Origin of the sequence: [Clostridium] hylemonae DSM 15053 (genome assembly GCF_008281175.1) — a bacterium.
GTDB classification, from domain to species: domain Bacteria; phylum Bacillota; class Clostridia; order Lachnospirales; family Lachnospiraceae; genus Extibacter; species Extibacter hylemonae.
Genome location: NZ_CP036524.1, coordinates 3492169 through 3505222 on the forward strand (window position 1 = coordinate 3492169; position 13054 = coordinate 3505222).

Annotated in this window: 14 protein-coding genes; 2 read left to right on the forward strand and 12 right to left on the reverse strand. The window is 50.7% G+C overall.

Annotation, left to right across the window (positions count from 1 at the left end):
* Positions 1-2 precede the first annotated feature (2 nt).
* The 8 genes from LAJLEIBI_RS16375 to LAJLEIBI_RS16410 all read right to left on the reverse strand — a co-directional run bounded on the left by LAJLEIBI_RS16375 (position 3) and on the right by LAJLEIBI_RS16410 (position 7127).
* Complete coding sequence (locus tag LAJLEIBI_RS16375; RefSeq protein ID WP_006443250.1) at positions 3-1193, reverse strand: SIS domain-containing protein; 1191 nt, start codon at positions 1191-1193, stop codon at positions 3-5.
* Complete coding sequence (locus LAJLEIBI_RS16380; RefSeq protein WP_006443251.1) at positions 1183-2007, reverse strand: energy-coupling factor ABC transporter ATP-binding protein; 825 nt, start codon at positions 2005-2007, stop codon at positions 1183-1185. Before LAJLEIBI_RS16380 ends, LAJLEIBI_RS16375 begins: the two co-directional genes overlap by 11 nt.
* A 12-nt stretch (positions 2008-2019) precedes the next feature.
* A complete protein-coding gene (locus LAJLEIBI_RS16385) occupies positions 2020-2865 on the reverse strand; it encodes an energy-coupling factor ABC transporter ATP-binding protein (RefSeq protein ID WP_006443252.1) in 846 nt (281 codons plus the stop codon).
* On the reverse strand, positions 2850-3629 hold the full coding sequence (locus tag LAJLEIBI_RS16390; protein WP_050765509.1) for an energy-coupling factor transporter transmembrane component T: 780 nt from the start codon (positions 3627-3629) through the stop codon (positions 2850-2852). Before LAJLEIBI_RS16390 ends, LAJLEIBI_RS16385 begins: the two co-directional genes overlap by 16 nt.
* A 50-nt stretch (positions 3630-3679) precedes the next feature.
* Entirely contained in the window at positions 3680-4300 is a 621-nt protein-coding gene (locus LAJLEIBI_RS16395) for a hypothetical protein (RefSeq protein WP_006443254.1), read from the reverse strand.
* A gap of 288 nt (positions 4301-4588) precedes the next feature.
* A complete protein-coding gene (locus LAJLEIBI_RS16400; protein ID WP_006443255.1) occupies positions 4589-5347 on the reverse strand; it encodes a creatininase family protein in 759 nt (252 codons plus the stop codon).
* 14 nt (positions 5348-5361) lie between these two features.
* A complete protein-coding gene (locus LAJLEIBI_RS16405) occupies positions 5362-6855 on the reverse strand; it encodes a sodium/pantothenate symporter (protein WP_006443256.1) in 1494 nt (497 codons plus the stop codon).
* Positions 6855-7127 (reverse strand): hypothetical protein, encoded by a 273-nt coding sequence (locus tag LAJLEIBI_RS16410; protein WP_006443257.1) that lies wholly within the window; start codon positions 7125-7127, stop codon positions 6855-6857. Before LAJLEIBI_RS16410 ends, LAJLEIBI_RS16405 begins: the two co-directional genes overlap by 1 nt.
* A 237-nt stretch (positions 7128-7364) precedes the next feature.
* Between LAJLEIBI_RS16410 and LAJLEIBI_RS16415 the strand changes: the two genes are divergently transcribed.
* Entirely contained in the window at positions 7365-8207 is an 843-nt protein-coding gene (locus LAJLEIBI_RS16415) for a MurR/RpiR family transcriptional regulator (RefSeq protein ID WP_006443258.1), read from the forward strand.
* Positions 8208-8272: 65 nt separating this feature from the next.
* A complete protein-coding gene (locus tag LAJLEIBI_RS16420; protein WP_006443259.1) occupies positions 8273-9352 on the forward strand; it encodes an aspartate aminotransferase family protein in 1080 nt (359 codons plus the stop codon).
* A 113-nt stretch (positions 9353-9465) separates the two neighbouring features.
* On the opposite strand, the gene iadA is transcribed toward LAJLEIBI_RS16420, so the two are convergent.
* The 4 genes from iadA to LAJLEIBI_RS16440 form a co-directional block, all read right to left on the reverse strand.
* The gene (iadA, locus tag LAJLEIBI_RS16425; protein WP_040435062.1) at positions 9466-10611 is read right to left on the reverse strand and encodes a beta-aspartyl-peptidase; all 1146 of its coding nucleotides are present in this window, start codon (positions 10609-10611) and stop codon (positions 9466-9468) included.
* 84 nt (positions 10612-10695) lie between these two features.
* The gene (locus LAJLEIBI_RS16430) at positions 10696-11550 is read right to left on the reverse strand and encodes a MerR family transcriptional regulator (protein ID WP_006443261.1); all 855 of its coding nucleotides are present in this window, start codon (positions 11548-11550) and stop codon (positions 10696-10698) included.
* Positions 11551-11581: 31 nt separating this feature from the next.
* Positions 11582-12322, reverse strand: coding sequence for an ABC transporter permease (locus LAJLEIBI_RS16435; RefSeq protein WP_006443262.1), 741 nt, complete (start codon positions 12320-12322; stop codon positions 11582-11584).
* On the reverse strand, positions 12319-13041 hold the full coding sequence (locus tag LAJLEIBI_RS16440; RefSeq protein WP_040435065.1) for an ABC transporter ATP-binding protein: 723 nt from the start codon (positions 13039-13041) through the stop codon (positions 12319-12321). The genes LAJLEIBI_RS16435 and LAJLEIBI_RS16440 overlap by 4 nt, the downstream gene beginning before the upstream one ends.
* Positions 13042-13054: the final 13 nt, after the last annotated feature.

Here is a 13054-nt window from a genome sequence, read left to right on the forward strand (position 1 = left end):
TCCTATTCCCCCAATTTTTCCCTTGCTTTCTTTTCCTGTTCAACAGAAAGGTAGTATCCGAATAACTGCAGCGGAACCGCATACACAAAATTCGCAAAACACTCTTCTGCTTCCGGCAGTATGACCGCCTCATCCGCCTCTTTGACGAGAGCCGCCTCATTTTTTGATGTGAGTACGATCACAGAGCCTCCCAGTTCCTTTCCGGCCCATATAGTCTCTATGGCCCGCATAACAGAATACCCCGGCGGAGCGATCAAAAACAGAGGGTCGCCCTTTTTCAGCGTGTTATAATGATGGAATTCTTCCAGAAGCACCGGCACCGCATAGACCGGCGTCGCTTCTTTTACTTTTGCCGCTCCGTACTCCGCGCACGTAAAGAATGGTCCCCCGCCGCAGAAAAAGAACATCTTCCTGCTGTATAACTCTTCTGCCATTTTCCGGATCTTTTTTTCCGTCATCTCAATGGCCTGTTCCATAAGTCCAGGTACTTTATCAAACTGCTCTTCGTAATAACCAAGCGCGGCTTCGCTCACTCCCATCACCCTTCCCAGCTCGAGCCCGAGCCTTACGGTCACTGCCATGGCGGCGGTGGAAGACTGTGTCGGCCATCCTTTTCTGGATGCATGGATGAGGATACCGGCCGACGCCGCTTTCATGAGCGGAGAATCCGGTGTATTGGACAGGGCGAGCGTCTGGGCGCCGCGCGCCCTCGCTGCCAGCAGCGCTTCCACTACCCGCACCGTCCGTCCGCTGGAAGACAGCGTGATCACGAGTGTCTTCTCATCCACGGCCGAACTGTTATAATATGCAAAGTCCAACGCGTCCTCCTCCTTGCACGGAATGCCGAGCAGCGACTCCAGAAAGAACCTGACGCCCCGCAGGGCGGCAACCGAATCGCCGCAGCCGACCATATAGATCTGTCTGATCTCTCTCTGTCCCAGAAGTCCGGCGGCTTTTTTGACCGCCTCTTTCTCCCGGCTCAATGTCTCGCGTATTTTATCCGGCTGTCCCACCAATTCCTCATATGTATAAGAATTCCGCGCAAGCCTCCGCTCATCCAGCGGATCATCGCCCGCGACGACCTTCCATGTATTATCTCCTTCTTCTTCATAAAGATTCATCAACAACGCACGGTCTTCGGCGTTTAAAATGGAATCCTCCTTTAACAGTGGCGGCAATATCTTATCGTTCATATCCTGATTCTCTCCTTGCTAATGCTTCTATTAATTGTTCATTCGTTGTTATCTCTTCCCCGAGAGACAGCTCTTTGGCAAATCTCACCGCATATGGTGTCTTGAGCATCGCCTTCTTAAGCACTGCCTCGTCATGGAATATTTCTTCCGGCGTTCCTTCTCTGATGATCTTTTTCTTCGCCATCACAACGATCCTGTCAAATGTATTTATGGCAAACTCGATATCGTGCGTGATGGTGATCACCGTTTTGCCAAGCCCCTGCAGGCTGCGGATGATCTTATCGAGGCTGATCAGTCCCATTCTGTCCTGCCCCGCCGTCGGTTCATCAAAGATATAGACATCCGGATCCGAGGCTATGACCGCCGCAATGGCAACAAATTTCCGTATGGATAGCGGCAGGGAAAAGGGATTTTCATCCTTCATTTCTGTAAGTCCCGCCAGCTCAAGCGCCCTGCCGCACCTGTTCTCCACTTCGTCCGGCGGCAGTTTCAGCGCTGTTTTAGGGCCAAATTCTACTTCCTCCCGGACCGTGGCATGAAAAAGCTGGTCGTCCGGATTCTGGAAAACATACCCTACCTCTCTTGATATCTGGGCGGTCGTATAATCTTTTGTATTTTTACCGCCCACCATGACCGTTCCCTTTGTCGGGCGGCGCATGTTGTTCATCATTCTCACCGTCGTTGTCTTTCCGGCGCCGTTCTGCCCGAGTATGGCGACTCTTTCTCCCTGCCGGACAGAAAGAGAGACATCGGACACTGCTTCATACCCGTTCTTATATGTAAACGACACGTGGTCTAATAATATATCTCCCATACGATTCCCCCGCTATACTTGTTTTAGTAGATCTACCGCTTCATTATACGTGACCGGAATGCTGTCAAAACACATTCCTCTTTTTTTCAGCTCGCTGAATATAACACTTATCTGTGGAAGCTGGATGCCGTGCTCCTCCAGCCTCCGGTCGGACAGCACCTCTTTTGTCCGTCCCACGGCAATATTGCGGCCGTCCTCCAGCACGATCATCTCATCTGCATACTCTGCCAGAAGATCCATCTTGTGTTCCACGAGAAGGATCGTTTTCCCCTCTTCCTTCAGCCGCTCAATGATCTTGAAAATGCTCTCTGTACCTTCCGGGTCAAGCTGGGAGGTCGGTTCGTCGATCACGAGGATCTCAGGATCCAGAACGAGTACGGAAGCAAGCGCGACTCTCTGCTGCTGTCCGCCCGACAGTTCATACGGATTCTTCATAAGCAGTGATTCGATATCTGTCTTTTCCGCGATCGCCACAACGCGCTCCTCCATCTCTTCCGGCGCCACCCCGAGATTCTCAAGCCCATAGGCGATCTCCTCGAGCACGGTCTCTCTCACCCCGGATATCTGGCTGAAAGGATTCTGGAGAACATATCCCATCATCCGGGACGTCTCTCCGTCCTCATACTCGTCTATATTTCTGCCTTTTATGAGAATCTCTCCCTGCAGCGTGCCCTTTTCAAATCTCGTGGCAAATCCGCATATGGCCAGACAGAGGGTCGTTTTCCCGGAGCCGTTGCCGCCGACGATGCCATAGAGCTTTCCTGCCTCCAGCTCCAGCGATATGTCTTTTAAGGCCGGCCTGGAATTCAGCGGATATGTATATGTCACATTTTTCAATTCAATTATCTTACCAGCCATAATATAGCCCCTCCTGTCGCGCTAAGTACGATCACCGCAGACACGATCAGCGCCCGCTTTTCATATCCGTTGCGTGTGGCGGGGATCATGATCGTCTTCCTGCATTTAACGGAAAACGCCTTGGATTCAAGCGTCAGCGCCCTCTCCCCGACTTCCAGCATGGCATTTACGACCAGAGGGATTATGATAGGCACAAATGCCTTTGCCCTCACAAATATATTTCCTTCCGTCTCAACCCCTCTGGCCCTCTGCGCGTCCATGATCTTATAGGTGTTCTGTTTCATTACATCGATCATTTTGAAGGTTGAGAGAAACACGTAGGCAGCCTTGTGATGAAGACCGCTCTGCTCCATGGCAGCGCTGATCTCCTGATAGGCTGAGGTTTTAAAGAGCCAGTAAAAAATGCCTGCGAAATTTAAAATATTGAAGCTGAGCGTCAGGCCTTTGTCCAGGCCGCCCAGATAAATGTGCAGGAATTTCCACTGCCACACAAGTACCGGCTGTGCCCCCTTGATCAGGAATGCCTGTATCACAAACAGAAAACAGACGAGAAAGCTGACCATTTTAATAAAGGACAGATAGTCTTTCAGCTGTCCGCTCAGCGCAAATATGAGTGGAATACAAAGAGAAAGCGGAATCAGCAGCAACGGTAACTGACAGATCTGGATGATGTTGGCCAGGATAATTAAAATAACATACAGTCCGAGCATCTCGATCTTGCACATCGGATATAACCCGGCAATTTTATTTTTCTTTTTTTCCATTAATTGTTCTCGGTACATAAGTCCCTCCATCTGCATCGGCCGTCCTTGTCCTATTCAGGCTTCTTCTTTGTGAAATTGGCCCCGAGACTGTACTTGATCAAAGTCCGGTCCGGAATGACCTTCACAACCGCAAAAGCGATAATAAGAGCAAGCGATCTGTCCACCAGGTTGACCCAGAAGTCCGTGCCTACGACCGCCGCTATGATATTGGCGCCGGATGCCATAAGTCCCGCGATCGCTACTGACTGGCCGCCGTTGCCGGATACCCCTCCGAACGCAAAAATGGTGATCGGGGACGCCGTACATATCGTTACAAGATCCAGAACTAATACTATGATGACCAGCTTCCACTTCTGTGTGGAAAACCATTTCTTCCTTGCGAACATTCCGGCCGCAATACCGCAGGCCGCCGATGTGATCGCAAACGGAATGAGCGTCGGGTTATCTGTGATGCCCATACAGAGATTAGTAAGTACGCCGGTTACAGCCGCAGGCCACGGTCCCGCAAGCATCGCCATCAGTACCGTTCCTATCACGTCCAGGAATATCGGCAGTTTCAGCAGCTGTACGATCTGGTCCCCCACTACGTTGATAGCGACACAGATCGGGATCGTCAGAACCGCTACCATTGAAAAGTCTTCTTTCATTGAATATTTTTTTGTTTTTCCCATATTTTTGCCCTCCTTGCAAATTTTCCTTTAAGTTGAGTTTATTATATCTTTTCAACATCAATTTTCAATAAACGCAAGGAATCGTTATGCAATTTGCACACTCTTTTTTATTTTTTTATTATTTTTCTACATTATTCGACAATGTTTTTGCTCTATACGAGGTGAATCTCGGCGAACTGCCGGTGAAATGTTAAATCCAAAGATAAACGCGATAATTCCCCCCGGCCGTCTGTGTATCCACAGACAGCCGGGGGGAATCGTGTCGGAATTCTTCAATCATATGAACTTCTATTTACATGCAAACCCTTTCATTTCTTCCAGGAAACCGCGGATAAACTCTACGGACAGATCAAGAGCTTCCTGTCCGAGCTCCGCCGTGGAATCTTTCGGGTCAAAAGGACCGAACCATCCGCTCGGCGCGATCTCTTTTGTGTCTCTCACAAGACGGACCGTGCCTCCTTTGTAACGGACTGCCTGTATATAAGCAGCCTCCACATTTTCTGAAGGGTGCTGCGCGTTCATGGGCTGTCCAAGCTCCAGATGTACCGCGTCCGGCGCGACCGCCATCATGGCAGATGTCTCGAGGATATCTCCGTGCCCGCCGCAAAACTTCTCATCCAGTTCCGCCACAAGGCTCCACCAGTCTATACTGGCGCAGATGCCGCCCTTGTGGTAGACTTCCAGCGCCGCGCGGTCGATGGACGGCGTGTTGCCTCCGTGTCCGTTCAGCACGACAAACCGTTTCACTCCGTGCTGCATGAGGGAGTCCATGATTCCGTGCAGGACCATATAAAGTCCTTCATAACCAATATTGATACTGCCCTCAAAGCTTAAGTGATACGGACAGACTCCGTACGGGACCGTGGGGGCGATGATCACGTCCTCCATGTCCGCCACATGATCCGCCAGATACGAGGGCACCATGTAGTCTGTGCCTAGCGCACACTGGGCGCCGTGCTGTTCCGTACTTCCCACCGGTATCACGAGCACCGGGTCCTTCTGGAATGCCTCTTTTGCCTGGGCTGTCGTCATCTTTCCAAGATACATACTATTACCTCCTTTTATCTGGCACTGACTTTCTTCAGCAGTTTAAAGTGCCGGTCGATCGTCTCCTGCGGCGGCGCCTGCGTCAGTCTGCTGACGATCACCATCGTGACCGCGCCGAGTATTGTCGCCGGGAACAGTGCGTGGAATCCATGCGCCAGTTCCTTAAGCTGCGGAACAAGTGTAAAGCTCAGAAGAGCCGCCACCCCTACAGCCACAGATGCGATGGCGCCCCAGGCCGTAGACCTCTTCCAGTACATGCCGAACAGGATCGGCACTACAAAGACGGCCATGCCCGAGAACGCAAACAGGTTGATCTCAAAGATACTTCCCGGCTGGAACACGCCAAAGAGAATGACAACAAGTCCGATCAATATGGTAACCACCTTGGACAGCTTCATGACACTGTCATCCGTCGCTTTTTTATTGACGATCTTCTGGTAGATGTCCCTTGTCACCGCTCCGGTCGTCGTTACGAGTATTCCGTCGATGGTGGACATACCGGCCGCCACGATCCCCGCGATAAAGAGGGACGCAAGGAACGGGTTCAGTCCTCTCTGGAGGATCATCGGCACGATCTGGTCTGCCTTTTCAATATTCTGGATGGACGCGATCCCGTTTACACCTGCCCACTCAATCAGCGTCGCTGAGAGGAACATCCCGCCCGTACCGAGCAGTATCGCCTTAAACATCGTCTTATGGTCCTTCATCGTAAAGAACTTGGTGAACAGGTGGGGCTGCCCCATCGTAAAGAACGACCAGAGCACAATGTTTGATACGTAGTAAGCCCACGGCATATAACCGTTCGCTCCCGGGAAGGTCAGATACGATTCATTCATACTCTGCAGCGTGCTGTTGATATTATGAAAACCGCCGCCCATTTTGACGGAGACGATGAATGTGATAACCGCAGTTCCCATCATGAGAGAGCCCTGGATAACGTCCGTCATCATCGCGCCCTTCATACCGCCGCTCATACAGTATAATATAACGATAATACCCATTCCTACAACCCCGACCCACTCAGGAAGTCCGGTAAATACGTGAACGATAACTCCTGCGCCGATGATCTGAGCTCCCATCATCGGAATGAGGAAAAAGAGCATCATAACGCCGAGCACGCCGCTCATTGATCTTGAGTGGTACCGGTCTGTCAGGTAGTCTGCCATTGTGAGGAAGCCATATTCATGGCCGAGCGTCACGAGCTTTCTGCCTATGAGAAGCGCAGGCAGGATCATGCAGAAGACAGCGCCTGGTACAGAGATGGCCATTCCCGCATATCCGACTCCAAAAATCGTTCCCGGCGTACCGAGAAAAGTACCCATGGAGAACTGGGTGGAAAAATAAGCGATACCGCTGACAAGAACGCCGGCTTTTCCGCTCAGTACGAAGAAATCGCCGAGACTCTTCGTCTTTCTGCTGGCGTACCAGCCGATAAACGCCATAATACCAAGATATATAACTAAGACCGTATAAAACGGCACCGGTGATGGTTGGATCGCTTCAGACATTATTCTTCTCCTCCTTCCGTATCTTCCTCATTTTTCTCATCGTATATGTGGTACTCTTTCCGTTTCATACACATTCTGTAGTAGATGATAATGAGGGTGAATGTGACCGCCGTATGCGCAAACCACCCGAATATGTATGACGGTATTCCGCCTATGGCCGGAATGTAAGTCTCACTGTAAAAGAATGGAAACGGGATCATAATGATGACGAACATGATCAGAAAGATGATAAGCCATGTACGTTCAAAGTGTTTTTCAAATAGTTTCTTCATTGCTTTTTCTCTCCTCCCTTTTGTGCTTTTTTACGCAAAGCAGCTTTACTTCATTTTTGTTGAGATATGCGAAATTCACAAAAAATAAAGTATTTACTTTACTTTTTAATTATTATTATACATATAACAACAAAATTGTAAAGTATTTACTTGCAAATTGTTTATACATTCTTTATATTTATTTTATAAGCAGTTTACGATGCACCACTGCATCTGCGTATCTGGAAAGGAAACAATATGGATATATTACAGAGAATCCGGGACTTATATCCCACGCTCACAAAAAAACAGAGAGGAATCGCCGATTATCTGCTGGAGAACCCCGAGGATGTATGCTATGTTACGCTTGCCCAGCTGAGCCATCAGACGTCGTCCTCGGAACTTACACTGCTGCGCTTTTGTAAAAAAGCAGGCTGTTCCAGCTTCCTGGAGTTAAAAAATGAGTTCCGGGAATACACACAGCATATGATCAGGCTTCTTTCGGCGCCGGCATATTTCCCACCCGAAAACGCCTCATCCGAAGGCTCTGACAAAGAAGCGCTCCTGACAGACATCTGCCGCCGGGAAGCCGCCGCAGTCGCAGATTTTTCCGCCTCCTTCAGCCCCGAGTCGATCGTGGCCGCCGCCGGGGAGATAAAGAAAAGCAGACGCATTTTTATTTTTGCCCATGATATCTCGAAAATACTCGGCGAGTTTCTGGAGGCCAGGCTGCGGCTGCTCTACTTCAACGCCTCCCTCATTGATCTGGCGGATCTGGCGGAGACGCAGAACCGGCTGCAGCACCTTAACGAGGGCGACCTTGTCATCTTCTTTTCCTTCCCAAAGTATTATTATCCTATGGGAAGCATTGCCAAAAAGGCGGCGGACACGGGCGTCCCTATCCTGACCATCACCGACAGCATCTCGTCCCCGGCGGCTGAATACAGCACTCACCTTCTTCTCTGCCAGACTGCCACAAAGATGTTCTATAATTCACTGACGCTGCCGATGACCGCGCTGAACCTGCTGGCATCCTGCCTCGTCATTGACATGGTACCGGAATCGGAACGGAAAGATTTTAAGAAGACTCTGTCATCCTGATCCGCGTCCCCCATGGTTTTCCCGGATCAGACTATATTTTATAATAATCTCAGGAGGTATTGTATATGGAAATCGGAGGATTTTTCCCTTATGAAAAGAACAGTATTGAAACGAACGGCTACATAGACCTCGTCTGCCCGGATGCCGGCGATGTAAGCCACCTGATGTCGGGCCGCTGCGCCATCTATCTCTGCCTTAAGGATTTTATGCTCACAGATAAGAAGCGGACGGCCTATCTCCCCGCGTACACGTGCGAGACGGTAAGCGGCTGCTTCGTGAAAGCAGGTTTTGAAATCTACTATTATGACGTGGACCGCTGCCTTGTGCCTCAGTTTGATGACAGCCTGATCGATAAGATCGGCTTTCTGCTCATCTGCGGCTTCTACGGATTCTCTACCTTTGACACAGACTTCGTCAGAACGTGCAGAAGCCGCGGCGTCACTGTGATGCAGGATACGACCCACACTGCCTTCTCACCGTACGGCGCCTGCCCTGAGACCGACTATATCGCAGTCAGCCTCAGGAAGTGGATGGGCGTAACTTCCGGCGGACTGGCGGTAAAGCGCACCGGACGCTTCGGCGTATCACCCATTCCCGCAGATACGGAGCATCTGAAGATAAGAGACCTGGCGCTTTATACAAGAGAACAGTATGAAAAGACCGGCGACGAGACGCTGAACAAAAAGAGCGCGGACGCCTTCTGGAAAGCGGAATGGATGCTGCGGGAGATCTTTGACATGCAGGCAGGCGACGAAGCTTCCCTCCGGTCGATCCTGCACTACCCGCTTGGTGACGCCATTCAAAAGAGACGGGAGAATTACGCGTATCTGCTGAGGCATCTGCCGGACGATCCTGCGGTGCGCCCTGTCTTCCCGGAACTTCCGGACGATACGTGCCCGATGTTCTTCCCGTTCTTCTGCGAAGACCGCGAGTCACTCATGGAGCATCTGGCAGCCAACGGCATACCGCCCAAAGTATACTGGCCGGTTCCTCCCTTCATCGATATCGAAAAATACCCGGGCGCGCGTTACGTCTACGGCCACATCATGTCCGTCAGCTGCGACCAGCGGTTTACGACGGACGATATGCAGCGGATCGCAGATGTTTTCACAGCATACAGGGAGAAAAACAGCGATAACTGCTGAATACTGAATAACTGAATATAAGATATAACAGCAGAATGCACTCCCAATACTATATTGGGAGTGCATTCTACGGCAAAACCGGCCGTTCCGCCGCGGTCAGTTCTACGGCAGTCTTATTTTTCATAAGTACCTTTCTTTTTTAAGGCTCCGGCCTCCATCATGACAGCGCCTCTCGCTATCACCGTGTGGAGTTCCAGCTCCTCTGTAAAAAGCAGTATATCCGCGTCTGCCCCTTCTGCTATGCAGCCTTTTTTCGGGTATATGTCAAGCGCTTCCGCCACATGGGCTGTCACATATCCAAGGGCATCTTCAAGTGCCATTCCAAGCCCTTTCACCATCTCTTTTAATTCTCTGTACAGACTGTCCACTCCTGATACGCCGATCTCCTGCAGCGTTCCGTCCTCACCGTAGCTGGACCAGCTGCCGTGTCCGTCCGAGCTGATGGTGATGTGTTCAAGGGGAAGGCCTCTCCTGGCCGCCTCCGCAATGCACTGCCCGGGGGAAGGCTGGCCCTTCATCCCACACGTATAGTCTACATAGCCGCCCTTCTCAAGGAAACCGTACCCCGCTTCAAGCAGCTTTCCGTTGCGGTTTACGTGGGTCGGACGGAAGATACGGACAGGAAGCGCGCTCCGGTCCAGCACTTCGTACACCGGCTCCAGTCCTTCGGGCGCGTCCCCCATATGCAGCACAACTATGCCTGGCTTTCCGCTCAGCATTCCCGCCACTCTGACGCGGCTTGCAGTCTGCATGAGCTGCTCCGGCGTAATGTGGGGCGCCCGGTGGTCGGATAACGCCAGTTTCATTCCGAGGACTTCTCTGATAAACACGATATCCCGGTCTGCCTCACCGGTTATGGACGGCCCCGGATATCCGTAGGCGCCGGTCAGCATGTAGGCCGTTACCCCTTCCTCATTCAGCGCGGCAGTCTTGGCATACAGATTCTCCACGCTTCTCGTCATTCCGTCCGTCCCGAGCAGGCCCACAGCCGTCGTGATCCCGCCCTCTATCATCTCGGACAGGGCAAGCTCCGGGGTGCGGGTGTGGAAGCTTCCCTCCCCGCCGCCGCCGGTCACATGTATGTGCTGGTCGATCATACCCGGAGACAGCATAAGCCCTTCTGCATCTATCACACGGCAGCTGTCCGGCAGTCCGTCGATCCTGTCTTCTATCAACTCTATTTTTTCATTGCATACAAGAATATCTTTTTTCCCAATACGGGCCGGAGAATAAATCTCGGCATTTTTTATTAACAGCATTTCGCAAAACTCCAATCTCCCAGCAGGGTTCTTTCTCAAATCCATATTGCATGATTTGCCTGCATTTGTCAATTCGATACACTGTTAATATTCATTTATTTTTCTCACCGGAATCTGAATTTCTGAAAGCCATTCCTCTTTTGTCTCCTTGTTCCAGATGCCATCGATGTATGACTCTCTCGGATTCCCGCAGATCTCATACCCGTTTTCCTCTACAAACCGCAGCACACGGCCGTACGACTTCGGAAAACTTTCATATGAACCTTTATGGAGAATACAGGCCGCCGTCTCCACCTCAGGTACCACCTTGAACTGCAGCAGTCCGGAATCCTGCTTTTTTTCCGTGACGGCCTGGTATATTTCCACATCAACATCCTCTTCTCTGTAGCCGCCGTCATGGTAGACGGAAAAACAATATTCCGGCTCCGCACAGACACAACCAAGACGTTCCATCTCCCGTCCCATAAACGGCATAAAGTCAAACAGGGCTCCATACCTGGAAATTCTCTTTCTCATGGAGGCCGTTATGACCTCCGGCAGAGCTTTAATGAGAACATGATGTTCCGTATCTATTTTATCGGCAGAAAGATAACTCTCCACCTCGGCAATCCTGGCTGTTATTTCCGCAATTTCAGACAACAGCTGTCGTTTTCTGGCTGCCAGCATCTCCATCTCAGAATGACCGGCCTGAATGGACCTTATTTCCTCCAGAGAAAATCCCATTCCACGAAGCGCCAGAATCCGATGTATCTCCGGAAGCTGCCCTGATGTATAATAACGGTAGCCCGTAGTGCTGTCCACATAAACGGGCTTTAACAGATTCTGTTCATCATAGTATCTGAGTGCCTTGATGGTCACATGGTTCATGGCCGCAAACATGCCTATTCTGTACAGTTTGTCTTCCATCTTAACCTCACACGTATATTCTTTTTTCATCATCACACCTCCAATATGGTCACTATACACTAGATTATTCCCAGCGAAAAGTCAATTTTGCCGCGAAACAGCAGATCGCTGTTACAGCTGTCAGCAGCAGTACAATACCGGCCACATTTTTTACCGGACTTCCCACGGAAATCTCTTTCATCATCTTGATCCCCTGCGTCAGCGGAAGTATGGACGCCGCTTTTTGAAGTTTTTCCGGAAACAGCTCAAATGGTATCGTAGCGCCGGACAGAAACAGCATCGGAAAGTACACTACGGTCGTGACTACATTCGCAGTTTTTACCGATCTGCACAGGCCGGATATAAGCATTCCGATGCTGTACATGGAAGCCATTACAAGCAGATAAGCTCCCACAAACAACAGGACATTGCCCTGCATCCGGTATCCGAACATAAAGACAGAGAACAAAGATATCACTCCGCCGGAAATGAGCGCCGTGACCACCCCGCAGGCCACTACCGCCGCAAGCAGCGCCATAGGACTGCACGGGGTGACAAAAAAGTGTTTCAAAATCTTTTTATCCCGGTAATCGGCTATCGTAAGCGGAATCCCCATAAAAGCACTGGCACAGATACCCACTGCCATCAAAGACGCAAACGCGCTCTGGAGAAACGTATAGCTGCCTCCCCCTGCGGCTTTCCCGCCCGCGATAACCGCTATGAGCACCAGCACGCCGGCAGGCATGGCAACTCCGAATATCAGACCATCCGGACATCGAAGCCCCAGTTTCTGTTCTGTCTTATACAATGTCCAAAATCGTTTCATACATTTCCCTCCTCCTGCATATACCACAGATATGCGTCCTCTAGACTGTCATACGGGCTGCCATCCACAACTTCTTTTACCGTTCCTGTTGCGATCTTTCTTCCATGTTTAATAAGCAAGAGACGGTCACACAAACTCTCTGCTTCTTCCATATAATGCGTAGTGAGAAATATCGTCATCCCTTTCGCTTTCAATTCCTTCAGTACCTGCCAGACCTCTCTGCGCGCGGCCGCATCAAGCCCGGTCGTCAATTCATCCAGGAATACAAGCTCCGGCCTTGGAAGCAGCGCAAGGATGACGGACAATTTCTGCCTCTCTCCACCTGAGAGCTTCTCCACCGGCTGCTTTCTGAATTCATCAAGCCTGAACTGGCACAGTAATTCCCGGTAATCCGCGGGAGATTTATAGAGCGCAGACAGTTCCCCGCATATTTCCTCCACTCTTATATTGTTCTGAAAATTGGTAGATTGAAGCTGAACGCCAACACGCTCAAACACCTTTTTCCTCTTAAGCGCCGGATCCATTCCTAATATCTCGGCTGTTCCTCCGTCTGCCTTTTTCAGCCCGAGCGCCGTCTCGATGGTCGTACTTTTTCCGGCCCCGTTCGGTCCAAGCAGTCCGAACACTTCCTGCCGCTCCACTTGAAACGACAGTTTATCCACCACTGTCCTTTTTCCAAACGTCTTTGTAAGATTATCTACTTTCATACATGATCTCATCGGTTATCCCTCC

Bases quoted from the DNA above. Each gene is read 5' to 3' on its own strand.
- LAJLEIBI_RS16435 (WP_006443262.1), bottom strand. From the start codon at position 12,322: ATGAAACGATTTTGGACATTGTATAAGACAGAACAGAAACTGGGGCTT.
- LAJLEIBI_RS16405 (WP_006443256.1), bottom strand. From the start codon at position 6,855: ATGTCTGAAGCGATCCAACCATCACCGGTGCCGTTTTATACGGTCTTA.
- iadA (WP_040435062.1), bottom strand. From the start codon at position 10,611: ATGCTGTTAATAAAAAATGCCGAGATTTATTCTCCGGCCCGTATTGGG.
- LAJLEIBI_RS16410 (WP_006443257.1), bottom strand. From the start codon at position 7,127: ATGAAGAAACTATTTGAAAAACACTTTGAACGTACATGGCTTATCATC.
- LAJLEIBI_RS16395 (WP_006443254.1), bottom strand. From the start codon at position 4,300: ATGGGAAAAACAAAAAAATATTCAATGAAAGAAGACTTTTCAATGGTA.
- LAJLEIBI_RS16430 (WP_006443261.1), bottom strand. From the start codon at position 11,550: ATGATGAAAAAAGAATATACGTGTGAGGTTAAGATGGAAGACAAACTG.
- LAJLEIBI_RS16400 (WP_006443255.1), bottom strand. From the start codon at position 5,347: ATGTATCTTGGAAAGATGACGACAGCCCAGGCAAAAGAGGCATTCCAG.
- LAJLEIBI_RS16440 (WP_040435065.1), bottom strand. From the start codon at position 13,041: ATGAGATCATGTATGAAAGTAGATAATCTTACAAAGACGTTTGGAAAA.
- LAJLEIBI_RS16380 (WP_006443251.1), bottom strand. From the start codon at position 2,007: ATGGGAGATATATTATTAGACCACGTGTCGTTTACATATAAGAACGGG.
- LAJLEIBI_RS16375 (WP_006443250.1), bottom strand. From the start codon at position 1,193: ATGAACGATAAGATATTGCCGCCACTGTTAAAGGAGGATTCCATTTTA.
- LAJLEIBI_RS16390 (WP_050765509.1), bottom strand. From the start codon at position 3,629: ATGGAAAAAAAGAAAAATAAAATTGCCGGGTTATATCCGATGTGCAAG.
- LAJLEIBI_RS16385 (WP_006443252.1), bottom strand. From the start codon at position 2,865: ATGGCTGGTAAGATAATTGAATTGAAAAATGTGACATATACATATCCG.
- LAJLEIBI_RS16415 (WP_006443258.1), top strand. From the start codon at position 7,365: ATGGATATATTACAGAGAATCCGGGACTTATATCCCACGCTCACAAAA.
- LAJLEIBI_RS16420 (WP_006443259.1), top strand. From the start codon at position 8,273: ATGGAAATCGGAGGATTTTTCCCTTATGAAAAGAACAGTATTGAAACG.